This is a genomic window from Streptomyces pacificus, from assembly GCF_011766325.1.
Lineage (GTDB): Bacteria > Actinomycetota > Actinomycetes > Streptomycetales > Streptomycetaceae > Streptomyces > Streptomyces pacificus.
In genome coordinates, this window is the sequence record NZ_BLLG01000001.1 from 597,019 (window position 1) to 619,834 (window position 22,816).

The 22,816-nt window shown below is 71.2% G+C and carries 33 protein-coding genes; 8 read left to right on the forward strand and 25 right to left on the reverse strand.

What is annotated here, in order from left to right:
• Positions 1-10: 10 nt before the first annotated feature.
• The gene (locus SCWH03_RS02595; RefSeq protein WP_173261131.1) at positions 11-1,027 is read right to left on the reverse strand and encodes a hypothetical protein; all 1,017 of its coding nucleotides are present in this window, start codon (positions 1,025-1,027) and stop codon (positions 11-13) included.
• A gap of 214 nt (positions 1,028-1,241) precedes the next feature.
• Here SCWH03_RS02595 and SCWH03_RS02600 point away from each other — a divergent pair, with 214 nt between their 5' ends.
• Positions 1,242-1,451, forward strand: a complete 210-nt coding sequence (locus tag SCWH03_RS02600) for a hypothetical protein (RefSeq protein WP_173261133.1) — start codon at positions 1,242-1,244, stop codon at positions 1,449-1,451.
• A 48-nt stretch (positions 1,452-1,499) separates the two neighbouring features.
• Here the strand turns inward: SCWH03_RS02600 and SCWH03_RS02605 are convergent, their stop codons facing one another.
• The 20 genes from SCWH03_RS02605 to SCWH03_RS02700 form a co-directional block, all read right to left on the reverse strand.
• The gene (locus SCWH03_RS02605) at positions 1,500-1,910 is read right to left on the reverse strand and encodes a cytosolic carboxypeptidase N-terminal domain-containing protein (RefSeq protein ID WP_173261135.1); all 411 of its coding nucleotides are present in this window, start codon (positions 1,908-1,910) and stop codon (positions 1,500-1,502) included.
• Positions 1,907-2,758, reverse strand: a complete 852-nt coding sequence (locus SCWH03_RS02610; protein WP_173261137.1) for a hypothetical protein — start codon at positions 2,756-2,758, stop codon at positions 1,907-1,909. The genes SCWH03_RS02605 and SCWH03_RS02610 overlap by 4 nt, the downstream gene beginning before the upstream one ends.
• Positions 2,755-3,042: a hypothetical protein gene (locus tag SCWH03_RS02615; RefSeq protein ID WP_173261139.1), complete on the reverse strand. Its 288-nt coding sequence runs from the start codon at positions 3,040-3,042 to the stop codon at positions 2,755-2,757. Before SCWH03_RS02615 ends, SCWH03_RS02610 begins: the two co-directional genes overlap by 4 nt.
• A complete protein-coding gene (locus SCWH03_RS02620) occupies positions 3,039-3,401 on the reverse strand; it encodes a hypothetical protein (protein WP_173261141.1) in 363 nt (120 codons plus the stop codon). Before SCWH03_RS02620 ends, SCWH03_RS02615 begins: the two co-directional genes overlap by 4 nt.
• A 77-nt stretch (positions 3,402-3,478) precedes the next feature.
• On the reverse strand, positions 3,479-4,252 hold the full coding sequence (locus tag SCWH03_RS02625; RefSeq protein WP_173261143.1) for a recombinase RecT: 774 nt from the start codon (positions 4,250-4,252) through the stop codon (positions 3,479-3,481).
• Positions 4,249-4,488, reverse strand: a complete 240-nt coding sequence (locus tag SCWH03_RS02630; protein WP_173261145.1) for a hypothetical protein — start codon at positions 4,486-4,488, stop codon at positions 4,249-4,251. Before SCWH03_RS02630 ends, SCWH03_RS02625 begins: the two co-directional genes overlap by 4 nt.
• The gene (locus SCWH03_RS02635) at positions 4,485-5,360 is read right to left on the reverse strand and encodes a YqaJ viral recombinase family nuclease (protein WP_254076506.1); all 876 of its coding nucleotides are present in this window, start codon (positions 5,358-5,360) and stop codon (positions 4,485-4,487) included. The genes SCWH03_RS02630 and SCWH03_RS02635 overlap by 4 nt, the downstream gene beginning before the upstream one ends.
• 5 nt (positions 5,361-5,365) lie before the next feature.
• Positions 5,366-5,584: a hypothetical protein gene (locus SCWH03_RS02640; protein ID WP_173261149.1), complete on the reverse strand. Its 219-nt coding sequence runs from the start codon at positions 5,582-5,584 to the stop codon at positions 5,366-5,368.
• A gap of 57 nt (positions 5,585-5,641) precedes the next feature.
• Complete coding sequence (locus SCWH03_RS02645; protein WP_173261150.1) at positions 5,642-6,040, reverse strand: hypothetical protein; 399 nt, start codon at positions 6,038-6,040, stop codon at positions 5,642-5,644.
• A gap of 73 nt (positions 6,041-6,113) precedes the next feature.
• The gene (locus tag SCWH03_RS02650; protein ID WP_173261152.1) at positions 6,114-6,281 is read right to left on the reverse strand and encodes a hypothetical protein; all 168 of its coding nucleotides are present in this window, start codon (positions 6,279-6,281) and stop codon (positions 6,114-6,116) included.
• On the reverse strand, positions 6,281-6,673 hold the full coding sequence (locus SCWH03_RS02655) for a hypothetical protein (protein ID WP_173261154.1): 393 nt from the start codon (positions 6,671-6,673) through the stop codon (positions 6,281-6,283). The genes SCWH03_RS02650 and SCWH03_RS02655 overlap by 1 nt, the downstream gene beginning before the upstream one ends.
• Positions 6,670-7,140, reverse strand: a complete 471-nt coding sequence (locus SCWH03_RS02660; RefSeq protein ID WP_173261156.1) for a hypothetical protein — start codon at positions 7,138-7,140, stop codon at positions 6,670-6,672. The genes SCWH03_RS02655 and SCWH03_RS02660 overlap by 4 nt, the downstream gene beginning before the upstream one ends.
• Positions 7,137-7,388, reverse strand: a complete 252-nt coding sequence (locus tag SCWH03_RS02665) for a hypothetical protein (protein WP_173261158.1) — start codon at positions 7,386-7,388, stop codon at positions 7,137-7,139. The genes SCWH03_RS02660 and SCWH03_RS02665 overlap by 4 nt, the downstream gene beginning before the upstream one ends.
• Positions 7,385-8,122: a hypothetical protein gene (locus SCWH03_RS02670; protein ID WP_173261160.1), complete on the reverse strand. Its 738-nt coding sequence runs from the start codon at positions 8,120-8,122 to the stop codon at positions 7,385-7,387. Before SCWH03_RS02670 ends, SCWH03_RS02665 begins: the two co-directional genes overlap by 4 nt.
• Positions 8,119-8,343 (reverse strand): hypothetical protein, encoded by a 225-nt coding sequence (locus SCWH03_RS02675; protein ID WP_173261162.1) that lies wholly within the window; start codon positions 8,341-8,343, stop codon positions 8,119-8,121. The genes SCWH03_RS02670 and SCWH03_RS02675 overlap by 4 nt, the downstream gene beginning before the upstream one ends.
• Positions 8,343-8,783, reverse strand: a complete 441-nt coding sequence (locus tag SCWH03_RS02680; protein WP_173261164.1) for a hypothetical protein — start codon at positions 8,781-8,783, stop codon at positions 8,343-8,345. The genes SCWH03_RS02675 and SCWH03_RS02680 overlap by 1 nt, the downstream gene beginning before the upstream one ends.
• Positions 8,780-9,028 carry a hypothetical protein gene (locus SCWH03_RS02685; protein ID WP_173261166.1) on the reverse strand — a complete coding sequence of 83 codons (249 nt, stop codon included), beginning with the start codon at positions 9,026-9,028 and terminating at the stop codon, positions 8,780-8,782. The genes SCWH03_RS02680 and SCWH03_RS02685 overlap by 4 nt, the downstream gene beginning before the upstream one ends.
• 5 nt (positions 9,029-9,033) lie before the next feature.
• Positions 9,034-9,171, reverse strand: coding sequence for a phage antirepressor N-terminal domain-containing protein (locus SCWH03_RS02690; protein WP_216854706.1), 138 nt, complete (start codon positions 9,169-9,171; stop codon positions 9,034-9,036).
• A 116-nt stretch (positions 9,172-9,287) separates the two neighbouring features.
• Positions 9,288-9,596, reverse strand: a complete 309-nt coding sequence (locus SCWH03_RS02695) for a hypothetical protein (protein ID WP_173261170.1) — start codon at positions 9,594-9,596, stop codon at positions 9,288-9,290.
• The gene (locus tag SCWH03_RS02700) at positions 9,593-9,802 is read right to left on the reverse strand and encodes a helix-turn-helix domain-containing protein (RefSeq protein WP_173261172.1); all 210 of its coding nucleotides are present in this window, start codon (positions 9,800-9,802) and stop codon (positions 9,593-9,595) included. The genes SCWH03_RS02695 and SCWH03_RS02700 overlap by 4 nt, the downstream gene beginning before the upstream one ends.
• 214 nt (positions 9,803-10,016) lie before the next feature.
• Here SCWH03_RS02700 and SCWH03_RS02705 point away from each other — a divergent pair, with 214 nt between their 5' ends.
• The 3 genes from SCWH03_RS02705 (at position 10,017) to SCWH03_RS02715 (ending at position 12,252) form a co-directional block, all read left to right on the forward strand.
• A complete protein-coding gene (locus SCWH03_RS02705) occupies positions 10,017-10,526 on the forward strand; it encodes a helix-turn-helix domain-containing protein (protein WP_173261174.1) in 510 nt (169 codons plus the stop codon).
• 136 nt (positions 10,527-10,662) lie between these two features.
• Positions 10,663-10,854 (forward strand): hypothetical protein, encoded by a 192-nt coding sequence (locus tag SCWH03_RS02710; RefSeq protein WP_173261176.1) that lies wholly within the window; start codon positions 10,663-10,665, stop codon positions 10,852-10,854.
• Positions 10,855-10,902: 48 nt separating this feature from the next.
• Positions 10,903-12,252 (forward strand): site-specific integrase, encoded by a 1,350-nt coding sequence (locus SCWH03_RS02715; protein WP_173261177.1) that lies wholly within the window; start codon positions 10,903-10,905, stop codon positions 12,250-12,252.
• A 439-nt stretch (positions 12,253-12,691) separates the two neighbouring features.
• Here SCWH03_RS02715 and SCWH03_RS02720 read toward each other — a convergent pair whose 3' ends face one another.
• Both SCWH03_RS02720 and SCWH03_RS02725 read right to left on the reverse strand, forming a co-directional pair.
• Positions 12,692-14,716 (reverse strand): HelD family protein, encoded by a 2,025-nt coding sequence (locus tag SCWH03_RS02720; protein WP_254076507.1) that lies wholly within the window; start codon positions 14,714-14,716, stop codon positions 12,692-12,694.
• A gap of 1,397 nt (positions 14,717-16,113) precedes the next feature.
• Positions 16,114-16,548, reverse strand: a complete 435-nt coding sequence (locus SCWH03_RS02725; RefSeq protein WP_173261181.1) for a protein-tyrosine phosphatase family protein — start codon at positions 16,546-16,548, stop codon at positions 16,114-16,116.
• 217 nt (positions 16,549-16,765) lie between these two features.
• Here SCWH03_RS02725 and SCWH03_RS02730 point away from each other — a divergent pair, with 217 nt between their 5' ends.
• Together SCWH03_RS02730 and SCWH03_RS02735 are read left to right on the forward strand one after the other, a co-directional pair.
• Entirely contained in the window at positions 16,766-17,032 is a 267-nt protein-coding gene (locus tag SCWH03_RS02730; protein WP_254076525.1) for a hypothetical protein, read from the forward strand.
• Positions 17,033-17,403: 371 nt separating this feature from the next.
• Complete coding sequence (locus SCWH03_RS02735) at positions 17,404-17,664, forward strand: DUF2277 domain-containing protein (RefSeq protein ID WP_173261183.1); 261 nt, start codon at positions 17,404-17,406, stop codon at positions 17,662-17,664.
• Here SCWH03_RS02735 and SCWH03_RS02740 read toward each other — a convergent pair.
• Positions 17,633-18,316 carry a DedA family protein gene (locus tag SCWH03_RS02740; RefSeq protein WP_173261185.1) on the reverse strand — a complete coding sequence of 228 codons (684 nt, stop codon included), beginning with the start codon at positions 18,314-18,316 and terminating at the stop codon, positions 17,633-17,635. The genes SCWH03_RS02735 and SCWH03_RS02740 overlap by 32 nt on opposite strands.
• A 289-nt stretch (positions 18,317-18,605) precedes the next feature.
• Between SCWH03_RS02740 and SCWH03_RS28740 the strand changes: the two genes are divergently transcribed.
• Positions 18,606-19,544 carry a superoxide dismutase family protein gene (locus tag SCWH03_RS28740; RefSeq protein ID WP_254076508.1) on the forward strand — a complete coding sequence of 313 codons (939 nt, stop codon included), beginning with the start codon at positions 18,606-18,608 and terminating at the stop codon, positions 19,542-19,544.
• A gap of 31 nt (positions 19,545-19,575) precedes the next feature.
• Here SCWH03_RS28740 and SCWH03_RS02750 read toward each other — a convergent pair whose 3' ends face one another.
• Positions 19,576-21,516, reverse strand: a complete 1,941-nt coding sequence (locus tag SCWH03_RS02750) for an alkaline phosphatase D family protein (RefSeq protein ID WP_254076509.1) — start codon at positions 21,514-21,516, stop codon at positions 19,576-19,578.
• Between the two features lie 336 nt (positions 21,517-21,852).
• Here SCWH03_RS02750 and SCWH03_RS02755 point away from each other — a divergent pair, with 336 nt between their 5' ends.
• On the forward strand, positions 21,853-22,632 hold the full coding sequence (locus SCWH03_RS02755; RefSeq protein WP_173261187.1) for an ABC transporter permease: 780 nt from the start codon (positions 21,853-21,855) through the stop codon (positions 22,630-22,632).
• Positions 22,633-22,816 lie beyond the last annotated feature (184 nt).

Below are 22,816 nucleotides of genomic sequence, written 5' to 3' on the forward strand. Positions count from 1 at the left end.
TTCTCCGGGTTCAGGCCGCGTGGCTGGTCATTTGCGGGTGGCACTTCGGGCAGGGGTGGCCGTGGCCGCGGTCGTCGTAGACGAGGCGGAGTCGGGCTTCGCGTTCGGCGGCTCGGGCCCCGTCCGCGCACTCGCCACACCAAGGCGGCAGCGGGGAGGTAGCCCGAGGGGCCGGCGCGGGGGGCGCCTTGGGGAGGTCTCCGATGCGGATGCGCAGTACCTGCCTGTAGTTGCGGATTCCGCCCGGGTTCTCGGTGAGCTTCGTGACGAGCTGGTCGTCAAGGTTCCAGCCCTGCTCGGCGGCGACTTCGAGCAGTTGCGGGGCGGTGGCTTTGGCGGAGACGCGGCCGACGGCCCACGGCTGGGGGAGGTTCATGAGGAAGTCGACGGCGGCGGTGATCGCGTCGTCGTCCGTCTTGCTGCCGTCCGTCCTCCCGGGAGTCGCGGCGGCGCGCGGGGCTACGGAGGGAGGGAGGTAGGTAGTTGTGGTTAGGGGGATAGGGTCTCCCGCCTGGGTGACCATTGACTCCCTAGCGGGTGACCTTTCTGCCTTATTGCCCTCCCTGCTGGGGGACCTTTCGCCGTTAAAGGTCTCCCTAGCGGGTGACCTTTCGGCGTTGCGCCACCCATTGGTCTCCCTATCGGGTGACCTTTCTCCTTCGTCGTTCCAGTAAGGTGCGGGGCGGCCCGGGAACTCTGACTCGAACGGCACACGGAACGTCCGCTGGTGCCCGCGGTGCGCGTACACCAGCTGCCCGCGCTTGTTCCGCAGCGGCTTGCCGTCCTGGCCGGCGATCGGCACGCGGAGCTCGATGCCGCGGGCGGCGAGCTTGCCGAGCACCTTGCCGATCTGGGTCTCGTTCTCGAAGCCGGTCTTGTGGAGGAGCTTCTGCGTGAACAGCCGGCCGTAGCCGATGCGGCTGTCGTCCCAGACGAGGTCGGCGATGGCCAGGGCGACGACACGTTCGCCGGACGAGATCTCCTGCGGAAGCCGGTCCTCAAACCAGCGGCGGAGTTCGTAGCCCATGGGTTCCTTCTCTCGGGAGGGGTGTCGCGTGGTGGCTTGCGGCTGCGGCGGACAGCCCTCATGGAGGCTTCAGCGGGGTGGTGTTGGTCCCTCGCTGGCTCTTCGATGATACCTCAGGGTGTGTAGTCACCCGCAATACAACAGCAACACGGTAGCGGCGCACCGTTCCGGGAGTGGGGTGCCTAGTCAGTGGAGAGTCAGCTACTCTGTCGACATGACGACGAAGGGCACGCCCGGCCGCATGGTCCGCATCGACGAGGAGACGTGGGCCGCATACGGGCAGCTGTGCGACGAGGAGGGAACCTCCCGCGCCGACGACATGCGCCGGCACGTGCACGCCCGCGTCGCCGCCTGGCGCAAGGCCCAGGGCATCGAAGCCCCGAAGCGTCGCGCCGTCCGGCGTCCGAAGCAGAAGTCCGACTAGCACGTCCCCTCCTCCCTGCCCGCCTTTCGGCGGGGCTTTGTCGTGCGCTCAGGCGAAGATCGCCCGGTACTGGTTGCGCATCCGCTGGTCGTCGACGTGCCGGGGGTGGATGCAGCCGGCCGTGCCGCAGCCGGTGCGGACCTTGCCGACCGGCTCCCGGCCGTTGCCGATGCGGAACGCGATGCGGTGGACGGACTGCTTGCGGCCGGCGTGGTTGATGTAGCTGCCGCGGGCCAGGTCGAGGCCGGGCCACGTCAGGTGCCCGTCGTCGGTCGGGACGGCGCGGCGCCAGAACACGTCGTCGATGGAGGCGGCCGACCTGTAGCCGGGCGGGCACTTCGGGATGTCGAGTTCGGCGCGCAGGTCGCGGACGCGGGGCCGGCCGATGTGGAGTTGTCGGGCGATGGCCTTGTCGGACAGTCCGGCGTGGAGGAGTTCGACGATCGCGGCCCGGGTCATGCGGCCACCCCCACCGCGTACTCGGGGTGGTCGCGGAAGGCGTGGTCGATGTAGGACTTGGTGACGCCGAGACGGTTCGCTGCGTCTTCGCGGTTGACTCCGGTGGTCCGCATGATCCAGTTGGCGTCGTGGGCGATGATCTCGCGGCGGGTGACGCGGTACATGGGCTCGAAGTGCGGGTCGTCGATGGCGCCCGGGTACTGGTCCCAATACTTAGGCGGCACCCAGCGGTGCTCCTTGGCGTAGCGCAGGGCCCGGTTGATGCCGAGCTTGCTGATGCCGTGCTTGCCGGGGGTGGTCCGCCGCAGGGTGTCGTAGGCGGCGATGGTCGCCTGGGCGGTGGTGCCGTAGACCTGGCCGCCGCGGCTGATGATGCGCCGCACGTTGTCGGGCTTGATGCCGATGTGCGGGCCGAGTTCCTTCAGCGGCCAGCCGGTGGCGACGAGGGCTTGGACGCGGCGGACGGTGCCGATGGGGTCGACGCGGCCGGACTGGGTCGGCTCCGGCTTGATGGCGAGGATCTTGGCTTGGAACTCGGGAGTGGTGCGGCGGATCATTCCGCGTCCGAGCCGGGGTGCCGCCTGCGTGTAGAGGCGAATGGTGTTCCAGTCGATGCCGGTGAGGGTGGAGACGCGGTGAGGGGTGTAGCCGACGGCGTACAGCTTGAGGAGGTGCTGGCGGATGGGGGTGGCGTCGATGAACGGCTGCCAGGTTCCCTCGGCAATGGCACGGTTCCGGTTGCCCTGCCAGTTGTTGAAGCGTTCGACGCACTCGGGGAAGCGGCACTTGTAGTCGGTGTAGCAGGTGAGGGTGTCGTGGTGGGGCGGTTCGCGGCGGGCGGTGCTCACGTGCCGTTGTCCTTCCTCTGGTCGAGGCGCCATTGGGTGTGGGCGATGCGCCAGGACGGGGGGTCGGGCCAGATGGTCCACACCGTGTCGTGGTCGTCGATGGCCTGGCGGAAGTGGTGGCAGGCCCGGTGGGTGGCGGCGTCGCGGTGGACGTCGGCGGGGGTGCGGCGGGGCAGTTGCGGCCGGCGGCGGAGCAGGTGGCGGACCCATACGGCGGCGGCGTAGCAGCCGATCAGGGCGAGCAGGGCGCCGACCACGGCGAGGGCCTCGACAGTGCGGGTCACGCGGCTGCCCTCCGTGCGCGTCGCTGCTGGGCTATGGCGCGGCCGCGGTCGCTGAGGGTCCAGACACTCAGCCGGTGCCCGTTGGTGCTGGGCAGGGTGGAGGGGACGACGCGGCCGGTGTGTTCGATCAGCCCGGCGGTGCGCAACGAGTTGATCGCGGCGCCGAGGTAGCCGTGGCCGAGTTCGGGGAGGACGTCGCGGATGTCGTTGGCGGACCACTCGGTGTGGCGGGTGCCGAAGTGGAACACGGCCTGCTCGACGAGGAACCTGTCCCATGAGGACTGGTCGGCGATGGTCTCGAGGCGGATGTCCTTCTCGGCGGAGGCGAGGCGTTCGGCGACGGTGAGACGGCGGGTCATGACGGACTCCGTTCGGGCTGGGATGCTGGGGGTGGAGCCGGCCGCATTACGGGTGCGGCCGGCTCCCGGCGTGCGGGCTAGTCGACGAGCTCGCCCTCGATGGGGCCGTCGTCTTCGTCGGGGTCGACTTCTCCGAGCGGGCTGCTGGCGGGCAGGGCCGGGGTGTCGAGGCGTTCGATCGCAGCGGTGCGCCTCTCCGCGGAGGTGGGCACCCACTTGCCGAGCCGGCGGGCCGCGGTCTTCAGCCACATGGCTTCCTCGTCGGTGCGCCACGGGCTGTACTCGGTGTCGGCTCCGTCGGACTTGGCCTTGGCGCGGGCGATGTGGCTGCGGTTGAGGACGACGACCTTGGACGTGGCGCCGCCCTGCATGACCGCGTAGGCGTACACGCCGACGAGGTCTCCGCGGTCGCTGAACCAGTCGACCTTGTGGACGGGGCGCTCGTGCAGGCCGGGCACGTAGTTGAACTCGTCGTTGGCGCGGACGACCTCGACGACGACGGACGATGCGGCGCCCGCGTTGTAGATGAGTTCGACGATGCCCTGGTAGCCGACGATGCCCTGCACTTCGGGCTGGCCGCGGCGCTTGATGGGGCGGAGGTAGAACTGTTCGGTGCCGGGTTCGAGGCCGAGGCGGGCGGCGGTCATGAGGGCGCTCATGAGGCTGGCCGGGTTGTTCTGGGCGGCGGCGGCGAGCTTCTCGTTCTGTCGGAGGGCGCCGACGGCGAGGCGGGCGAAAGTGTCGACCTTGATGTGGCTGGCGGCGACGATGGCGAGTTCGGGCTTGTACTGCTCGATGAGGTTGGCGGGTGACTGTTCCTGCCGGGCGATGGCGTTGCTGATCTGGCTCACTGGTCTTCTCCGAGGTAGATGCGGGCGATGTTGTGGGCCTCTTCGACGGCTCCGGGCTCGTCGGTCCCGCCGTAGCGGCCCGCGGCCCGGAGGTCGCGGCCGCACACCTCCATGAAGCGGGCGATCTCCGCGACGACCTCAGGGTTCATCGGGACGTTCTCGCCTGCTCGGCCTCGGGTGCGGGCCTGCTTTCGCATGTCACGGGCGGCGCGCAGGATGGTCTCTGCGTCGTTCACGTGGTGCTCCTGTAGGGCTGGAGGGAGTGGGTGGTGCCGTCCTCGCGGACGGTGCGGTAGGCGATGCGGCGGTCGCCGACGACGGCGCGTTTGGCGTTGCCGAGGAGGTCGAGGAGTTCGCCGCGAACCTGGGTGAGTTCCGTGCCGGCGTCTTTCGCGTGCTGCTGCGCGGTCTCGTACCGGGCCGCCAACTGGGCGGGGATCTGGACGTCGCGGTCTTCGAGGCCGTCGGGCTGGACGCGGATGGTCTGGTATGTGGCGTCGGCTCCGTCGATCGGGGGGCGGTTGCCGGTGCGGACGTCGTCGAGGAATCGCACGGCGGCGTCACGCATGACCTTCGCGTCGTCCTCGTCGAACCAGACGGTGTACTCGCGGTAGTCGCAGTTGCCGACGAGGAGTGCGATGTCGGTTCGGCGGTAGCCGAGGACGTCCATCTGCTGCATGACCTGGCAGCGGTAGTAGATGGGCACCTCGTCTGTGCCGGGTTCGCCCCAGTCGTCGTCGACGGTGGCGGTCTTGATCTCGACGAGCCGGTCGTCGCCGACACGGTCGGGGGTGGCGCGCTGCCATTCCCGCTCGGCGTGCCGCCAGGTGCCGGTCTCGGTGAGCGTGAGCTCGGGGTGCATCTCCGCGTACTTCGCGGCGACGGTCGGCTCGTGCCGGATCCCCCACTCCATGGCGACGCTCGGCTGGAAGGGCGCAGTGGGGAGGCCGGCCTTCTTGTGCCAGAGGCTGAACCGGGACTGCCACGGGGACAAGCCGAGGACGGCGGCGATCTCGGTGGCGGTGATGCACAGTCCGGCGCGGGCGGCCTGCCACTCTGGGGTGCCGGGGGTGTAGGTACCGAGGAGTACCCCGGTCGGCGTCGTCACGGTCACTAGAACGGGACGCCTTCTGTGCGGCGGAACCAGAGGGGGATGCGGACGACGGGCGCCGGGTCCCAGCAGTGGCAGAGGTCGTGTTCGGGCCAGCCGTTCGCGTGGACCTCGATGCCGCCGTGTCCGGCGCAGGTCGGGCAGTCGGGGTGCGGGCCGCGGGTGATGTGGAGTGCGCGCCGGTAGACCTCGAGGGTCCAGCGGCGGAAGCGGATGTTCACGGGTTGCTCCATGGGGTGGGGCCTGCCGCGCGGGGCGGCAGGCCAGGCGGGCGGCGGTCAGGCTGCGGTCTTGCGCGGGTCGACTTCGGGGTGGGTGAAGCTGACTGGGGTGCCGAGGTTGCGGGCGTACTCGATCTCCGCGCGGGTGCTGTCGCCGATGTAGTCGCCGACGATGTACACGTGGTCGGCGAGGCGGATCTTGGCGCGGTGGAGGTCGTCGAGCTTGACCTTGAGTTCCTCGGCGTCGGCCGGGTCGGCCCACAGGGGGTGGGGCTGCTTCATGTTGCAGCCGGGCTTGACGACGATGAATCCGCTGGCGGTGAGCCGGAGGTCGGCCTCGGCCATCTCCTGCATAAACCGGGTGGAGCCGCAGATGCAGACGATCCGCGGGATTTCGAGGCGGGCTTTGGCGTCTTCGAGCTTCTCGTGCGGGGTGAGGAGCTGCGGGTAGGGCACTGTCTTCTCCTGTCGTGGCAGGGTTGGTGGCGCCGGCTGGCGGTCGTGTGGTCAGGCGCCAGCCGGCGCCCGCTCAAGCGGCCTCGCGCTCCGTGCGGAGGGTGTTGGCGTGGAAGCTGGCGGAGATCTCGGGCAGTTCGTGCGCGGCCTCGATGTGGTCGGTCATCTGGTCGACGGCCTGCTCGCCCGCGGTGACGGTGTGGCGGCAGCGGGGTGCCGGGCAGGTCAGGTACTCGCGCATCACGCCGCCCCCTGCTTCCGGAGGGCGACCCACAGCGGGGCGACCGGGATGCCTTGCGGGTGCGTCGGGGCGTCGTCGGGGTCGATGTCGCGGCTGCCGGCGGGGGCGTTGACGGCGAGGATGTTCGCCTTGAACGCCCGCAGCTCCAGCAACTCGGCCCGGTCCGCCGCGAGGTCGGCGTGGGCGTCGGCCAGTTCGATGACGGTCTGGTCGAGCCGGCCCTCGAGGTCGGCGCGTTCGGCGGCCAGTTCCGAGACCCGTGTGGCGAGGTCCATGCCGTCGCACTTGGCGCGGTCGAGGGCCCGCTCGAGCCGGCCGATCTTCTGCACCAGCTGCCACGGGGTGAGCCCTCGGTGCCGGGCCTTCGTGGCGATGTCCTGAGACAGGGTCACGACGCCTTCTCCTCGTCGGCGGCCCACTGCTCGATGGCGGTCTCGACGGGTGTGCGGAGGTCGTCGTGCCACAGGCTGCCCATGGGCGCCAGCTTTCCGGTGTAGGCGAGGGTGGCGGCCACGGCCGCGAGCATGGCGGGTGCGACCCAGCCGGGGACGGGCAGCGGCTCGAGGCTGCGGCTGGAGCCGTCGCCGTTGAGGCGGGCCCACTGCCAGACGGGGCCGCGGTCGTAGTAGTCGTCGTCGCGCCCGGTGTGCCAGTCCCAGGCGAGGAGGAGTCCGTGGGGCCACCGGTCGGCGGGGATGTCGCAGGTTTCGGGGGTGATGGTGATGACGCCGCGCAGGTGGGGCACGTCGTAGGAGTCCTCGACGAACGCGTCGGCCTGCTGGGGCGTGAGGGCCGCTTGGGTGAGCGCGGTCTCGACGGCGGTGATGTAGGGGGTGTGCGGGAGGGCGCGGTTGGTCACTGCTGCTCCTTGGGCGGGTTGCTGTGGGCGGGTGTGATGCGCTGGTGGCGGCTGTCTCCGTGGAGTTCGTCGGGGATGTCGAGGAATCCGGCTTCGATTGACGCGCGCACGTCGGGGTCGGTGATCCAGGCGGGGACCGGGTCGCGGCGGGTGAGGTCGAGCGCGCGGAGGAGCGGGCCGGCGACCTGCGGGGGCACGACCGGGTGCGCCGTGAGCAGCTCGGACACGACGACCTCAGTGCGGGTCATGACGCGGCCGCCGGGGTGCGGGTGGACCAGTTGCCGTCGGGGTGGCGGATGATGAAGTCCCCGAAGCGGGCGACGATCCGGTCGGGCCCGCTGCCGATACGGAGGCCGGTCACGGTCAGCTTGCCGTCGACGGTCTCCCAGTAGCCCTTGGCGTAGATCCCGTCACGGTCGACCGCGTCGTCGATGTCGCCGATATTCCGCTGGGTGAGCTGCCACGTCTTGCAGCCCGCGGCCTCCAGCTCCAGCAGGGGCTGGCAGGTGGGGCACTCGTGGCGGACATCGGTCAGGTTGCCGTGCTGGTCGACGTCGCGGTTGTCGGCGTCACCGAGGGTCTGGCCGCAGCCGTTGCAGGCCCGCTTCAGCTTGATCGTGGTGGACTTGCGGCCGTCGTCGTTGGCCGTGACCTTGTCCGGGGTGTTCGTGCGCGGGGCGATGTCGACGTGGGTGAGGCAGATGCCGCCCGCGTAGCCCTCGACGGACACGACCGGGTCGCCGTGGCCGAGGATCCACGCCGGGGTGCGGGTCACCGTCTCCAGCCGCTTGCACGGGTCCGTGTCGCTGTAGGTGCGGCCCCCGGCGGCGCGCTTCTGGTAGGCGACCGCGACCGGGTGCTCGGGCCGGATGCCGGGGTACGCCACGACCGGTGTGCCGACCGGGAAGCGGCGGTTGAACTCGTCGGCCTGGCGCTGGCCCTCCGCCTTATCGGCTGCAAGCTGGGCCTGGTAGTCGCTCATCGGTTGCCTCCGGTGTTGGTGCGGGGCGGGCAGGCGGGGCAGCAGCTGCCGGGGACGGTGAACGCCGAGTCGGCGTCGAGGTCGAGGTACTGGTGCCGCTGCTCGGCGAGGAGTCCCTCGGTGGTGCGCTTGTCGGCGAGGGCTTTCGCGTCGGCGGCGACCCGCGCGGCAGGCACGTCCCAGTCGCCGGAGGAACGCGGCGGGGAACCGATCGTCGCCATCACACGGCCTCCGTCCACTGGCCGTAGGTGACGGTGCGCTGAACGAGGGCAACGTCGGTTTCCTGCGCGGCCAGGTGCAGGTGCGTGTCCTCGGCTTCCGGGCGGGAGTGGGTGACGGCGATGGGCCGGTCACGGCCGGGCACCCGGATGCCGTACTCGGTGGCGGTCTCCGGCTGCTTGTCCCCGGCGGCAGGGGACGGGGAGGCGGCGAGGCGGCGGAGGGTCCGGGCGGTGCCGAGCAGCGCGCGCTCTCGCTCGGTGAAGGGTCCTGCAATGGCGGGAGGAACGCTGTCCTCCAGACTCTGGGCCGCCTCACGCAGGGCCTCGGCGCGGACGTGCGCGTCGTGCTCGGCGAGGAACCTGCGGGCGTCCTCCTCGTACATCGAGGCGCCTTCACGGATCGCCTGCACGATGTACTCGGTCTGGTCGGTGGGCCTCATCGGGCACCCCCCGACCGGACGATCAGGCCCGGGTCGTAGGCGGCGAGGACCTTGTTCGCGCGAGCCAGCCGGGACAGCTCACGCTCCCGGTCCGCACGGTCGTCGTCGAAGTCGAGGGGACGGAAGCGGCCGACCTCACGAGCCGCCATCACGGAGTCCAGCTCCGCGTCCAACACGTGCTTCGGCATACAGTCGCCGATCAGCGCCGACACGATGTCCGGCACCGGGACAGCGGGGAGAGTCATGGCGATCACCGGGACTCACCCCCGAGGTGCAGCTGCGCCGGGTAAGCGAGCCCCAGGTTGTCGATGGCCGGCTTCAGCACGATGTGCGGCTGGCCGTCGATCAGAGTCGTGTGGATGGAGCCGGCGGACAGGTCGACTTTCACGACCTCACGCGACTCAGTGGATGATGGAGACACGGGGTCCCCTTTCGTTTCAGTGGTGGAGGTGGATCTCGTAGGCCCCGTCTGCCGGCTAGCCCCCGGCGGCGGGGCCGCGCCGATCAGGCGGCGACGGTGAATGGCGCGACGGCGCCGAGCTCGGCGTTCTTGCGAAGGTCCCCGGGCGTGAACGTGATCCGCCCGCCGTCGTTGTGGTAATAGAGCTTGCGCTTGTAGCACTTCTCTCGGATGTTGCGGGCGCTGGTGAACGGCATGAGGTGCTTCTCGACCACCTGCTCGGGGGTCCAGCGGATCAGCTCCTCTTCGAGCGCCTCCTGGAGCGCCTTGCGCTCGGCGAGCGTGGGGGTTGGGCGCGGGGTGGTCTTCTTCCTCGCCTTGGTGGGGGGCGCCTTCGTGGCCTCGGCGGTCACGTCTTCTCCTCTTGGGTGATGGCGACGCGCTTCACCTGCAGCGCGTCGGCGATGGTCTGGACCCTTTGGTCCGCTGCGTCGTGGATGAGCCCCCTCTCGATGCGGGAGAGATAGCCCCTGTCGAGTCCGGTCAGCTTCTGGAGCGTGCGCAGGCCCAGATTCTGGGCTCTGCGGATCCTGCGGATTGCGGGTCCGTCTGGCTTCACGCCCAAAACTTAAGCCCAGTCTGCCTACGGGCGCAACCACTCTGCCTACGTTATGGGCCCAAATTCCATGCGTGACACGCAGTGACAAGGCGTGGGTGGGGCGCAACTGGGGGCGCGCGATGCAACCCGGAGTGCTTGAAATGCCTACTAACGCGCAGGTCAAAGCGTGAGATGTGGGCTTCGCGGTTGCATGATGGTGGTGCATGATGGCTCCATGGACCTCCAATGGGACCGCCTCGGAAAGGCACTGCAGGCCGCTCGGCTAGCTCTCAAGCCGAAGCTCAAGCAGGACGAGTTGGCCGTTGAGCTGGGCGTAGGTCGCTCCGTCATCCAGCTCATCGAGGGCGGGCACCAGTACACGAAGCCCACCCCCACGATTCGCGCCTTCGCGCGTCGCGTCGGCTGGACTGAGGACTCCGTCGACCGGGTCCTCGCCGGAGGCGCCCCCAGCCTCGCCGACGAACCGGCCCCCTCAGCGCCCGAGATCTCCGGACTCCCCGGCCGCGTCCAGTACGAACTTCGGCAGGACGGCGAACTCGTCGACACCGTTGTCATCCGGCTGCCCGGCGGCGGGAGCGCCGTCGTCATCGTCAAGGACCAGCCCGGCGCCACCCCCGAGCAGCAGCAGCAGAACCTCGACGCATGGCTCCAGGCACAGGCGAGGCTGCAGGCCCTTGACTACTCCGAGACCGGACACGCACAGGCCGACCGCAAGAACTCGTAGCATTGTGCAATTTCAGTCACACAAAGCACTCCCACAGTGTCCCGAAAGTGTGGTTGCATGGCTGAACGCTGACTGTGGGCCCACCATTCGGACAAGCGGGGTGCCGATGTGTGTCCATGTCTTCTGCGCGGAACGTATGCCGAACAACACTCTGGTGTGGGTGACCCCCCAGCCCGATCGCTACTGCGTCTACGCTGACGGCTCCCTGGCCACACCGTCAGGAGTCCTCACCGCCCGCGGAGTCGAGGCTGTCAACAATGCCCTCTCCGCCATCCCCGGAGCCCCTTCCCTCGAATCGGCCAAACCCTGCCAGGGACACCCGCTGTAGTGCGCGGCCGGATCACGATGGGTACAGCACGACAGAAGGGGATGTCGCATGGCCTACGCCGAGAAGGTCTACAAGACCCGCAGAGGGAAGCCGCTCAAGCAGTTCACGTGGAAGGTCCGCTACAAGAAGCCCGACGGCTCGTGGGGTAGCGAGTCCGGGTTCCCCACGAAGGGCACCGCCACCGACTGGGGTGAGGAGCAGGAAGCTGCGATCCGCGCCGGCCGCTGGATCGACCCTGCGTTGCAGCGCGCCAAGTTCGGCGCGTTCGCCCGCAAGTGGATGAAGGCAAAGCCGAAGCGCGGCAACACGATCGCCAAGCGCTGGAACCTGCTGGAGCACCACGTCCTCCCCAAGTGGGAGCACGTGCCGCTGATCCAGATCAACTGGTTCGACGTCGACTCCTGGCAGCAGAGCCTCGCCTGCGACGACGTGACGGCAGGGCACTGCGTCAGCCTCATGTCGTCGATCCTCACCGGCGCCGTCGACGCGCAGCACCTGGCGGTGAACCCGCTGTTCGGCCGGCGCCGCACCCGCAGCACGGCAGCCGCGCCCGCGGCGAGGAAGAAGAAGAGCGACGAGGAGAAGTGGGTGCGGCCCGAGGTCGTGCTGCAGGTGGCCGAGCGGCTCGGCCCGGCGATCGGGCTGCACGTCCTCACGACGGCGTTCACCGGACTCGGCTGGGGCGAGGGCGCGGCGCTGCACCGGGACAACGTGCTGCGGACCAGGAGGCAGCCCCACGACGGCGGCTGGTTCGAGTGCCCCGTCATCCAGGTCGACCCGGACGTGGGGGAGCTGGCCGAGTACGAGGGCCGCGACGCCGACGGAAACAAGACCGGCATGGTGCTGCAGCTGGAGCCGCCGAAGAACGCCACCCGGGTCCGGGGGATCGACATCCCACCGTTCCTAGCCGAGCTGCTCCGCTGCCACTTGGCGGACTGGCCGCACGAGTACGTGTTCTGCACGCCGTCGGGTGTGTTCTGGCGCCGGTCGAACTTCACCCGGGCCCACATCCGCCCTGCGGCGGACGGGCGGCCCGCCTTGCCGGCGGTGAAGGGGCACGCGCCGCGGGGGGCGTGGGCGCCGCTCATGCCGGGGCTGACGATGCGGGACCTGCGGCACACGCACGACACGTACCAGGATCAGATCGGTGTGCGGCCGGCGCTCATGTACGAGCAGGCGGGTCATGCGCGGCCGGGAATCAAGGCGGTGTATCAGCATCCGACTCCGGCGATGCGTCAGGAGCGCCTCGACGGGTTGCAGGGGATTTACGAGAGGGCGATGGGTAACCTGGGGTGGAGGACGTTGTGGGGGAGGGTTGACCTCCGGAAGGCCCCTTCCGGGGAGCGTCTCCCAAATATCTCCCAAACGATCACCCGGAACGGAGAGTTGGCAGCGTAGAGCCACTGTCAATCCGGTTCTTACAAAGCAGATGTCGGCGGTTCGAAACCGTCCGCGCCCACGCGGTTAAGTCGCAGGTGAATGCCTGTTTCGGCCCTTCGTTCAAGATCGGACGGGGGGCCGTTCTCGTGCTCGGGGCCACATCGGGGCCAGAGTTGGGTTTCGAGGCGGACGTGCTCGGCTGCGATCTGTTCTCGCTGTTCAGGGAGGAAAAGCCGCGGTGCCGCGGACACGGCGGCGGATCCTGGCCCCCAGCCGCTGCCGGGCCTTGGTGATCCCGACCGGGAGGCCGGGCCTCCCGGTCGGCCTCCCAGCCGCCCAGGCCTCCGAGCCGGTCCGTGAGCTGGGCCATGGCCATGACCTGTTCGTAGTCGTCACCGGACCACAGCCATTGCGCACGGGCGAAGTACACCATCACGTCGGCCCGGACGCCCAGTCGTCAGGCGGGCTGGACGGTGATGGTGCAGAGGCGCTTGGTGGCCCGGGTCAGGGCTACGTACAAGTCCCGTTCCCCGCCAGAGCGGGCCGTGATGATTTCCTCGGGGTCCACGACGACGACTCCGTCGAACTCCAGGCCGCGTGCTTCGGACGCCGGAACGATGCGTGCGTGGTGGGTGGTGTCCCGGGCCGTCAGCTCGCTCACCCTGGTGTCCGCGCAGATCACTCCCAGCAGCTCGCCCGGGTACGCGGCGCTCTGGGCGCGGAGTTCCCGGACGATGACGGTGGCCAACCCGTCCGGAGGCGTGGTCACGGTGCGGGGGCTCTCGCCGCTTCGCAGGGACCGTGCGGGCTGCTGGTCCGGAGCGATCCGCGTGAGCAGGTCCCGGACGCCCTCCAGGATCTCCTGCGTGGTGCGGTAACTGACGGTCAGGTTGTGCAGTGTGAACCGCGTTCCGAGGTGGGGGCTCAGTGCTTCCTTCCAGTCACGTGCCGTCGCGACCGGGCCTGCCTGGGCGAAGTCACCCACCAGTGTCATCGCCCTTGCCGGGCAGCGGCGGACGATCATCCGCCACTGCATGGCGGTCAGTTCCTGCGCCTCGTCGACGACGACGTGCCCGTACGTCCGCTGAGGGGGGCCGTCGACCAGGTTCGCCGCCTCGTCCAGCAACGGCATATCGGCATCGGTCCACGGGTCGTCCGGACCGCACAGCAGCAGGGACCGCTCCTGCTCGGTCAGGCGGGGCAGATGCTCGGCGAGAGCGCCGGCGTCCGTCAGGAGCGCCTTCACGAGGTCACCGGGTACCAGCCGCGGCCACAACACCTCGACGGCTCGGTCGACGCCGGCGTCGTCGAGGAGATCGGTTCGGATGGCGTCCAGGTCCAGCTCATGGACCGGCTCCGGGCCGGCCGCACCTTCGGCACGGCGCTGGGCGACTCCCGTGAACCGGTCGAGGTTCAGGCCCGTCATCCTTTCGGCATCGGCGTCGATCTGCTCCAGAAGGCCGCCCATGTCCCGTTGCATCGCGGCGGTGACGGCGTTGACCAAGAGCTCCTTGAACACCTGGCGCGCGGGGTTGTGCCCCGCCACGGCTGCCAGGGCGGCATCGCGTGCCGTGGCGACTTCCTCGCCGGAAAGGTGAACGAGTTCCTGTCCGACCCGCACGGTGAAGTCACCGGAGCGGGCTTGGCGGACGTGCACCAGGCCGGCCAGGGCGTCGGCGAGGTCGGACCTGCCCTTGAGCCGCGCCGCGTCGAACGGGCCCACCGTGTCCCCGGACACGGACACTCCGGCCAGTTCCCGGCAGGTCGCCATGGCGACGTCGTTCTCTCCGAGGGAGGGAAGGACCTGGGAGATGTAGTCGAGGAAGCGGGCATTCGGGCCCACCACCAGGACGCCCTCTTTCGCGGCGCGTGGGAACGCGTAAAGGACGTAGGCCGCCCGGTGCAGCGCGACGACCGTCTTGCCGGTGCCCGGTCCGCCCTGCACCACGGTCACTCCGCGGTGGGCGGAGCGGATGATCTCGTCCTGCTCGGCCTGCAGCGTCGCGACGGCCGCGTGCATCCTGCCCGTGCGCCGTGCCGACAGGGCCTCGGTCAACGGGCCGTCCCCCACGACGTCCTCGTCGGTCGGGGCGGTCCCGTCCAGCAGTTCGTCGCTCACCGAGACGACCGTGCGCTCCTCGAGACGCAGGTGCCGACGACGCCGCAGGCCCATAGGGTGGACCGGGGTCGCCTCGTAGAAGGGCCGCGCCGCGTTCGCGCGCCAGTCCACAAGCAAAGGCAAGTCATCCTCCTCCGTGTGCAGTCCGATCCGCCCAATGCGCAGGGCCGTGCCGTCCGCCTGGTCGATGCGCCCGAAGACCAGCCCCTTCTCGGCGCCCTCAAGTCGACCGATTTCCCCGGCCAGACGCTCGGCTGCGTTTTCCCGCTCGTAGGCATCAGCGGCGCTGTCAGCGGGGGTTGCCAGCACACCCGCCCGGTTCGCTCGCGCCTCAGAAATTCTCTCGGTGAGCAGCTCGTACAAGGACGAAACGTATTCCTGCTCCACTGATACGGCGTGTGTGGCGGAGGTATGGGTTTCCGGCAACGGGGATCTCCTCCTTGGCGGGCTAGTTGTACGGACGAGTTCGCCCTTGGATGCCTCGGCTGTGATGTTTCGCGGTGCTCGGGGAAGCGAGGAATGCCAGGCAAGGCGGCCTGATGCAGGGATCTTGCCGGCCCGTCTCGGGTGTCGGCTCTTGTCTCTCTCGACGGCAGGCCGGGTGAGCGGGAATTCGGAAGCCCCGAGGGTCTGCGGGAGTTCGATAGCCGCGATCCGGGCCGGGTTGAGCGGCGGTGTGGTGGGCCTGCGCGACGGGGCTCGCACCCACGCCGGACTGAATGCGCCGATGTCGGGTTTGGTGAGAAATGAAAATGGTGGAAATCGGCTGCTGTCTGGATATCGGCGGCGTTGGTGGTGCAGTCATAGACGCCTTCAAATACTAACGGGCGGGGCCTTGGTCGAGTGGAATATAGGCTAGCCATGAAAAGCTGTCAAGCTTGTGTTTTCTGCAAAGTCCATTGCGGTCGAACGAGATGTATGTCTCTCGGGGATTGGAAAGTCGCCGCAATTCACTTGCACTTGCACAGGGTTGCGGCTGGGTGGATTTCATGTCCCCGGTGCGCTACGCGCCGCCCGTCGGCCGCCCCGAGGGGATCGTGCGCACACCGGCGGGTGTGGCCGCGCGGTCGGCTCCCGCACTCGGCGCAGGCGTACAAGCCCGGCGCGGGGTGCGGGGCGGTCGGGCTCGGCCGGGGGCGGATGTGTGTCCTCGCCGGCCCGCCCGGTCTGGCTGGTCGCGGCGCTCGAGGGCGTTCCGAGCGGTGGTCCGCTCGCCGGGCCCGGGGTGCCGGGCCCGGCGGTGAGTCCTCCCGGCCGTGGACGGCCGGTGAGCGGCTATCGCGAGGGGCGCCGCGGTCCTTGCGGGAAGACCGAGAACCTGAGCTGGTGCTCCGGCGTGGGGGCCCAGCGCCTCGTACAGTACGTGCAGTACCAGCGCCATCGGTCCTCGGAGCCGGGCGCGGTGCGCGTGGTGTCCTTCCACAGCGGCGGCCGGGAAGGGCACTGCGGGCACGACGGAGGCTTCGGCACCATGCGGACTCTCCTTCAGGTCCGCTCCAGCGTGGGGCTTCGGGCTCCGGCCGGTGGCGCGGAACCGGCGACGCCACCCGGACGGGGGACCGGACCGGGTGCGTCCGCACTGGGCGCCGCGGGCTCTTCCGGCCCCCGCCTCTGGAGCCCCGCAAGCCGCCGCGTGCCGTGGCCCGGCCCGGGCGTGGCCCGGCCCGGGCGTGGCCCGGCCGTGTCCCGCCCGCGCCGGTGTCCTGCGTCTGCCCGCATCCCGGCCCCGCCCCGCCCGCATCCCGTGCTCCGGGCCGGGCTCATGGAAGCGGGAAGCGGTGGACGTACCGGCGCTGCCAGGGGGTTTCGACGGCACGGCGGTCGTAGTGGCGCCGGACGAAGGCCACCGCCTCGTCGGCCGGTACGCCGTCGAGGACGGCGAGGCACGCCAGGGCCGTTCCGGTACGGCCGCGCCCGCCTCCGCAGGCGACTTCGACCCGCTCCGCGGCCGCCCGCGCCCAGACCGTGCCCAGGGCGGCGTGGGCGCGCTCCCGGTCGCGGGGGAGCCGGAAGTCCGGCCAGCGCAGCCACTCGGCATCCCAGGGGACGTCGGGAGGCCGCCGGTCCAGCAGATACAGCGCGTACGTGGGCACGAGCCCTTCCGGGAGCGGATACCGCAGGCCGCGTCCGCGCACCAGCCGCCCGGAGGGGAGGCGGACGACACCGGGAGCGGCCGGCGGCCAGGGTTCGGTCATGGGGAACCTTTCGGAAGTCGCTGGTGAACGCCGGGTCAATGTTTTCGTAAAGTCCGGCCGGGGGCGGGGGTGTTGAGAGGGTGTGAGAGAGGACACGTCGCGTGGTGGTGCCGGGGCTTCCCACCAGCCACGATCGTGGTGAGCGGGCCGGTGGTGCGGGTCACCGCGGAGGTTCGCCGGGTCACGGGTGTCGGTCCCGCCGCGTAACCTTGTGCCCATGTCCCCATCCCTTCGCGAGCTTGGTTCCGTGCGGTCCGCAGCCGTGGTGAATGCGGCGATTCGTGCGTTGTGGGAGAAGTCCGGGAGCCGGCTGTCCAGCGCGGACGAGGCGAGGTACCAGCAGCTGCTCGTGGAGTGGGCCGCGGCTGTGGCCGCCGAGCGCACCCGGGCCGACGAGGCCGACGAGGAGCCCGGCGCGGCCGGCACCACCGCGGGCGGGGCCCCGCTCGTGAGTGCCGTCCTTCAACTGCCCCGCGCCGCCTGACGGCCCTCTGGCACCGGCCTGACGCGTGGCTGCCGGGCCGGGCCGGCGGCCCTGTGATGCTGTTCGCCGCGCCGCCTGATGCGCGCATGCCTCTCCCTGCGCCGCCGCTTGCCGTGCCCCGCCGGCCCGGTCACCCGCGCCTGACGCACGCCGTGCGGCCCGCGTCCGGCGTGCAGCATCTGCTTGTCCGTCCGTCCGTCTGGCCGTCCGTCTTCCGGCCGTTCGCCGCCGTCTCCGCTCGGGGGACCACCGGGGCGCAGACGTCCCGCCGGGGCTGCGCGGCTCTCGGCGCCGTGACGGACCGCCTCACCCGCCGTGGCCGTCGGTCTCCGTGGAGTCCGGTTGTCAGTGGTGTGCCCCACACTGGACTCATGTGCCGCAGCATCAGGACTCTTCGACCGCCCGTCCTGCCCGAAGAAGCCACGGAGGAGGACGTCAGGGCCGCCGCCCTCCAGTTCATACGGAAGGTGTCCGGATTCCGGGCGCCCGCCGCGCACAACAGGGAGGTGTTCGACCGGGCCGTGGACGAGGTGGCGGAAGCGACGCGGAAGCTTCTCGACGGGCTGGAGGTACGGGGTGGCGCAGGCGCCACGCGGAGAGCTACGCGGCCTTCGGCGCCGGGCGCCGTATGACATAGGCCGCGACGGAACCGGCGGCGAAGAGGGCGGCGACGGACAACGCCACGCCCACCCATGTCGCCCCCAGCCACTGCCCGCCGAACCACCCGAGGCCGACGCTGTAGCCCGCCCAGGCCACGGCGGCCAGGGCCGACCAGGGGAGGAACTCCCGCACCCTGTGGTGTGCCGCGCCCGCGCCGAGGGAGACCACGGACCGGCCGGCCGGTGCGAACCGGGCGATGACGACGAGCAGTCCGCCGCTCCGGCCCAGCGCCGTGCCGAGCCGTTCCCGCGCTGTGACCAGGCGACGGGAGCGGGCGATGGCACGGTTCAGCCGCTCCCCGCCACGCCGGGCCAGCCGGTAGGCGACCAGATCACCGAGCACGGAAGCCGTCGCCGCGCACAGCAGCAGCGCCGGCACCGAGGGAGCGTCACCGGACGTCTGGACCGCGGCCGACGCGATCGCCGCCGGCCCGGTCACCGTGCTCTGTCCCGCTGCCGTCGCCCCCGCCGCTGCCGTCGTCGTCCCGGCTGCCGCGGCCGTAGCGGCGGTGATCACCAGTGCGCCGCTCGGCAGTACGGGCAGAAACACGTCCAGGAGCACGGAGAGTGCCACGATCGCGTAGATCCACGGGCTGCCGAGCAGCAGCCCCACAGCCTCGAACACCACGACTCCCCAAGGGACGACAACGCCGCGACGGCGCAGGGGAGCGGCGGGGGCGGCATGACCGATCTCGAGCGTACGCCTGCGGGGAACGGGGAGATCGCCGGGGTCGGGGTGAAGTGGGGCAGGGCCGTACGAGTGCAGTCCGCCCGGTCGCCGCCCCCTGCCGGGCGCGGCTCGGGACGCCGCGGGTCCACCCGCGGTACGAGGGCGTGGTGCGTACGCCGGTCGGGCGCGTACGCGGACTGCGCGCACCGGCAACACCGGGAGCACCGGCAACGAGGAGTGGTTCATGGCGGCGGCAGGCGCACTGGCGGGGGCGGCGGCCCTGGTGGCGCTGGCGGTGGGGGTCCTGGGGGCGGCGTGCGGAGCGGGCGGCGAACCCCGGGACGGAGATCGGCCCGGCCCGGTCGCCGGAGCCCGGAGAGCGGCCACGTCCGGCGGCGCATCACCCGGTGGGGCCCCGCTCGTGGGCGTCCCACCGCTTGCTGCCCCGCCCGACGGGGCCCGCCACCCCGGCGGAGTCGGGGCGCCGGACGTGCTCCTTCAGCCGGACGTGCTCCTTCAGCCGGGCGGGGGCCGCTCTTTCGACCTGATCGGCAGTCATTCGCTGGGCCATGTCGGGGCACGCTCCTTCGGTTCGGCCGGCGCTCATTCCTCCCGCTCGGTCCTGGACCGCCCGTCCGGCTCGGCCGGGGTCCGTTCCTCGGGCTCAGGCGAGGCCCACGTCCTCGGCTCGCCCGCCGCGCTCGGCTCGCCCGCCGCGGGCGAAGGGGTGGCGCTGCGGGCGTACGGGTGGTTCACTCCGCCCGGTTCCGTCGTTGTGCCGACGGCTGTAGCGCGGACCGCGCTCACCTACGACCGGATGCTTGTGCCGCCGGGGGCGTGGATCGTGGTGGAGCAGTCGACCGAGCGCTCGGGGACCGTGGTGCGGGCCCGTGTGGGCGGGGTGAGGCCGGGGCACGCTTTCGGCGCCCATGTCCACACCGCTCCCTGCGAAGCGGATCCCGCGGCGGCGGGGCCGCACTACCAGCACCGGGCAGCGCCGGGCGCCCATCCCGCGAACGAACTGTGGCTGGACTTCACCGCCGACAGCGCGGGGGAGGGCGGCGCCGAGACCCGGCACGCCTGGGGGCTGCGGCGTGGTGGGGCGCAGTCGGTCGTCCTGCACGCCGAGCAGGGCGGCGCGGGAGTCCGGGTGGCCTGCTTCACGGTCCCGTTCGGGGGGTGACGGCGAGGATCGTCTCACGCCGGGCGGACGGTCACGGACCGTCCGTGAGGTTCCGCTCGTCGACGGCCAGCAGCCGCGTACCCGTGTGATCCGTGCCGGTCCGGTCAAGTCGGAGCTCGGCCGAACGGCCTTTCAGTGTCAGGGTCATCAGCTGGTTCCCGAACCAGGGGCCGCCGCTCCTGTCCCACCTCACCGCAGGCCGCCCGGCCCTGCCGTGCCGGGCCATGGCCCGGCCGAGAAGCCGCCCCGCGCGGCTCCACCCGAAGCGGAAACCGGCCCGCACCGAGGCGTGGATGGCGTTGTGCACGGGGGAGCAGGTCAGCTGGAACACGCGGGCGGAGGGCGCCGGGGCCGACCACCGGGGTTCCGCCACATAGGCGTGGTGCACGTCCCCGGACAGTACACAGACCGTCGAAGGCGCCAGCGGCCCGCTGCCCACGTCCCTGATCAGGGAGGTGAGTTCCTCGAACGAGGAGGGGAAGGCCGCCCAGTGCTCCAGGTCAGCCCGTCTTCGCAGGTTCTCCCCGACGCGTGCCCAGCGCGTACCCCGCTCCCCGCGGCACAGTGCCGCGTTCCAGCTCTCCACGTCGTGGATGGCCGGGGGCAGCAGCCAGGGCAGCGAGGCCCCGACGAGCAGATGGTCGTACGAGCCCGGTGCCTGAAGTGCCTGGTCGTGCAGCCAGCGCGCCTCCTTGTCGTCGAGCATCGCCCGGTGCCGCTCGTCGAGGACGCGGGCGGCGCGGGTATCGACCATCAGCAGCCGGGTCCTGCCGAAGTCGCGCCGGTAGCTCCAGCGGACCGAGGCGGGGTCGGCGTCGGCGCGGGCCGCGAACGCCCGGAGGGCCGCCGTGCCGTCCGGGGCGTCCCGTACGGCCGCGTAGATCGGGTCGCCGTCCAGTTCGGCAGGGGAGAGGTTGCCCAGGTGCTGGTGAACCCAGTACGACATCAGACCGCTGAGGATGCGCTCCCGCCACCAGGGCGTCGCCCGCATCTCGGCGACCCAGGAGGCGCTGGTGTTCCAGTCGTCGACGATGTCGTGGTCGTCGAAGATCATGCAGCTGGGGACTGTGGAGAGCAGCCACCGCACCTCCGGGTCCAGCCAGGACTCCTCGTAGAGCCGGGTGTACTCCTCGTAGTCCGCCACCTGGGTCCCGGGCGGCTCGCCGAGATCGCGCCGGGTCGCGAGCCACCGCTGGGTCTCCTGCGAGGTGGCGTCCGCGTACACCTGGTCGCCCAGCAGTACCAGCAGGTCGGGGCGCTCGCCCTCGGGCTCTTCCGCCATCCGCGCGGCCAGGGTGTTCAGGGCGTCCGGTCCGATCGGGTCGCGCTTGCGGGCCGGTGGCGCGGACCACCGGCAGGAGCCGAAGGAGACCCGTACCGACTCGGCGGGGACGGCCGGCGTGCGGATCACGCTCGGCGGGTACGGGGAGCCGGCAGGCGGCCAGACCCGGCGGCCGTCGAGCAGGACCTCGTACTCCGTCGACGAGCCGGGGGACAGGCCGGAGACCGTGATGAGGGCGTAGTGGTGGCCCTCGATCCGGAACGTGCGGGCGGAGCCGCCCGCGCCCTTCGACGAGACGGCCGACGGGCTGTCCGGAGCGTCGGTGCGCTCGGCATTCTCGGGACCCTCGGCATCCTCGGCATTCTCGGGACCCTCGGCGTGGCGGGCGCCGTTCGCCCCTCGGGGGCCCTCGGCACCCTGAGGGCCTTCGACACACAGGGCACCCTCGGCATCATGGGCACGGCCCGTGTCGTCGGCTCCGTCGGCGCCCGCGTCGGCGGCGCCGACACGTGCTCGGGCGTCCCCGGCGGTCGGCCCGACGGCTTCACCGGGGCGGTCACCGGAGGATGCGCCGAGGCACCGTACCTCGGCCGTGCACGGACGGTCCGCCTCGATCCAGACGGTCGCGTGCCCACCGGTCTCCCAGTCCACGTACCGCAGTAGCGGTCCCAGGCGCAGCCCCGCTGCCATGTGCCCTCCTCCGTCGGCCCACCCGTACGGTACGGAACGACAGGGGCAGGCGGCTCGGTTCCATGCCGGAGCGGTCCGTCCGGCCGGGTCCCCGCTGTGGGCCGGTCGCGTGGCCGGGTCTTTCCCGCCGGTCGCCCTCGGTGGCCTCAGGTGGCCTCAGGTGGCCTCAGGGGTGGGGGCGTCGACGGGATCGCCCCCTGAAGGGCCGGGCCCGCGCCATGGTTGCGGCGCCGGATTGCACGGGACGGGTGCCGGGTAACGCAGTGGCGACATGGGCACGGCACTTCAAGGGTCTACTGCGCCGGTAATTCGTCCCGAAAGTCTTAGGGTTGGCGCGTGCTGCTGCCGGTCAATGTGACGTTCGGGATCGTCCTCGCCGTGCTCCTGGCCACCGCCGCCTGCGTCGCGGCCGTCGCCCACCTCGGTCCCGGCCGGGCCCGCGAGATGGTGGTCGCGGGCCTGCGCGCCGCGGTCCAGCTGGGCGCGGTCTCGCTCGTCATCGGCTGGGCGGTCCGCTCCGTCCCGCTGCTGTTCGCCTTCCTTCTGGTGATGTACGCCGTCGCCGTACGCACCGCGGGCCGGCGCGTCACCCCGAACGGCACCTGGTGGCTCACGGCCCTGCCGATCGGCGCGGGCGTCGTCCCGGTCGTCGCCGTCCTGCTGCTCACCGGCCTCGTCCCGGTGAAGGGCATCGCGCTCATCCCGGTGACCGGCATCCTCATCGGCGGCGGGCTGACCGCGACGGTGCTCGCCGGACGGCGCGCACTCGACGAACTCGCCACCCGGCACGGGGAGGTCGAGGCCGGAATGGCGATCGGGTTGTCCGATCGCGACGCCCGGCTCGAGGTGGCCAGGGACGCGGCCGCCGACGCGCTGCTGCCGGGACTGGACCAGACCAGGACGGTGGGGCTCGTCACACTCCCGGGCGCGTTCGTCGGGATGCTGCTCGGCGGGGCGTCACCGCTCCAGGCGGGTGCGGTGCAGCTGTTCGTCCTCGTCGCGCTGATGGCGGTGCAGGCGGTCGCCGTCGCGGTGGTGCTGGAGCTGGTGTCGCGGGGACGCCTGCACCGGGATCCCGCGGTCCCGTCGCCGAGGGGCGCCCGGCCGGGGACGTGAGGGCTGGGGCGTGTCGGCCGGGGGCGGCCTTCTGGGGACATCGGCTCGCGGTCGGCGTCCCGTACGCTGGAGGGAGCGGAAGGGGAGTAGCCCTTCGCCGGAACGTCGACATACTGCCGGGCTCGCCCGGCCGGCGCCCGGAGGCGGCCGCGCAGCGGTTCGCCGGCGAGACCTTCGGCCAGCA

What these genes read in the sequence shown, in the direction of transcription:
- SCWH03_RS02730 (WP_254076525.1), top strand. Translation starts at nt 16,766, where the DNA reads ATGTCCCCATCCCTTCGCGAGCTTGGTTCCGTGCGGTCCGCAGCCGTG.
- SCWH03_RS02725 (WP_173261181.1), bottom strand. Translation starts at nt 16,548, where the DNA reads ATGACCGAACCCTGGCCGCCGGCCGCTCCCGGTGTCGTCCGCCTCCCC.
- SCWH03_RS02675 (WP_173261162.1), bottom strand. Translation starts at nt 8,343, where the DNA reads ATGGCGACGATCGGTTCCCCGCCGCGTTCCTCCGGCGACTGGGACGTG.
- SCWH03_RS02650 (WP_173261152.1), bottom strand. Translation starts at nt 6,281, where the DNA reads ATGCGCGAGTACCTGACCTGCCCGGCACCCCGCTGCCGCCACACCGTC.
- SCWH03_RS02685 (WP_173261166.1), bottom strand. Translation starts at nt 9,028, where the DNA reads ATGACTCTCCCCGCTGTCCCGGTGCCGGACATCGTGTCGGCGCTGATC.
- SCWH03_RS02600 (WP_173261133.1), top strand. Translation starts at nt 1,242, where the DNA reads ATGACGACGAAGGGCACGCCCGGCCGCATGGTCCGCATCGACGAGGAG.
- SCWH03_RS02735 (WP_173261183.1), top strand. Translation starts at nt 17,404, where the DNA reads ATGTGCCGCAGCATCAGGACTCTTCGACCGCCCGTCCTGCCCGAAGAA.
- SCWH03_RS02665 (WP_173261158.1), bottom strand. Translation starts at nt 7,388, where the DNA reads ATGACCCGCACTGAGGTCGTCGTGTCCGAGCTGCTCACGGCGCACCCG.
- SCWH03_RS02715 (WP_173261177.1), top strand. Translation starts at nt 10,903, where the DNA reads ATGGCCTACGCCGAGAAGGTCTACAAGACCCGCAGAGGGAAGCCGCTC.
- SCWH03_RS28740 (WP_254076508.1), top strand. Translation starts at nt 18,606, where the DNA reads ATGGCGGCGGCAGGCGCACTGGCGGGGGCGGCGGCCCTGGTGGCGCTG.
- SCWH03_RS02670 (WP_173261160.1), bottom strand. Translation starts at nt 8,122, where the DNA reads ATGAGCGACTACCAGGCCCAGCTTGCAGCCGATAAGGCGGAGGGCCAG.
- SCWH03_RS02680 (WP_173261164.1), bottom strand. Translation starts at nt 8,783, where the DNA reads ATGAGGCCCACCGACCAGACCGAGTACATCGTGCAGGCGATCCGTGAA.
- SCWH03_RS02710 (WP_173261176.1), top strand. Translation starts at nt 10,663, where the DNA reads ATGCCGAACAACACTCTGGTGTGGGTGACCCCCCAGCCCGATCGCTAC.
- SCWH03_RS02620 (WP_173261141.1), bottom strand. Translation starts at nt 3,401, where the DNA reads ATGACCCGCCGTCTCACCGTCGCCGAACGCCTCGCCTCCGCCGAGAAG.
- SCWH03_RS02750 (WP_254076509.1), bottom strand. Translation starts at nt 21,516, where the DNA reads ATGGCAGCGGGGCTGCGCCTGGGACCGCTACTGCGGTACGTGGACTGG.
- SCWH03_RS02595 (WP_173261131.1), bottom strand. Translation starts at nt 1,027, where the DNA reads ATGGGCTACGAACTCCGCCGCTGGTTTGAGGACCGGCTTCCGCAGGAG.
- SCWH03_RS02705 (WP_173261174.1), top strand. Translation starts at nt 10,017, where the DNA reads ATGGACCTCCAATGGGACCGCCTCGGAAAGGCACTGCAGGCCGCTCGG.
- SCWH03_RS02605 (WP_173261135.1), bottom strand. Translation starts at nt 1,910, where the DNA reads ATGACCCGGGCCGCGATCGTCGAACTCCTCCACGCCGGACTGTCCGAC.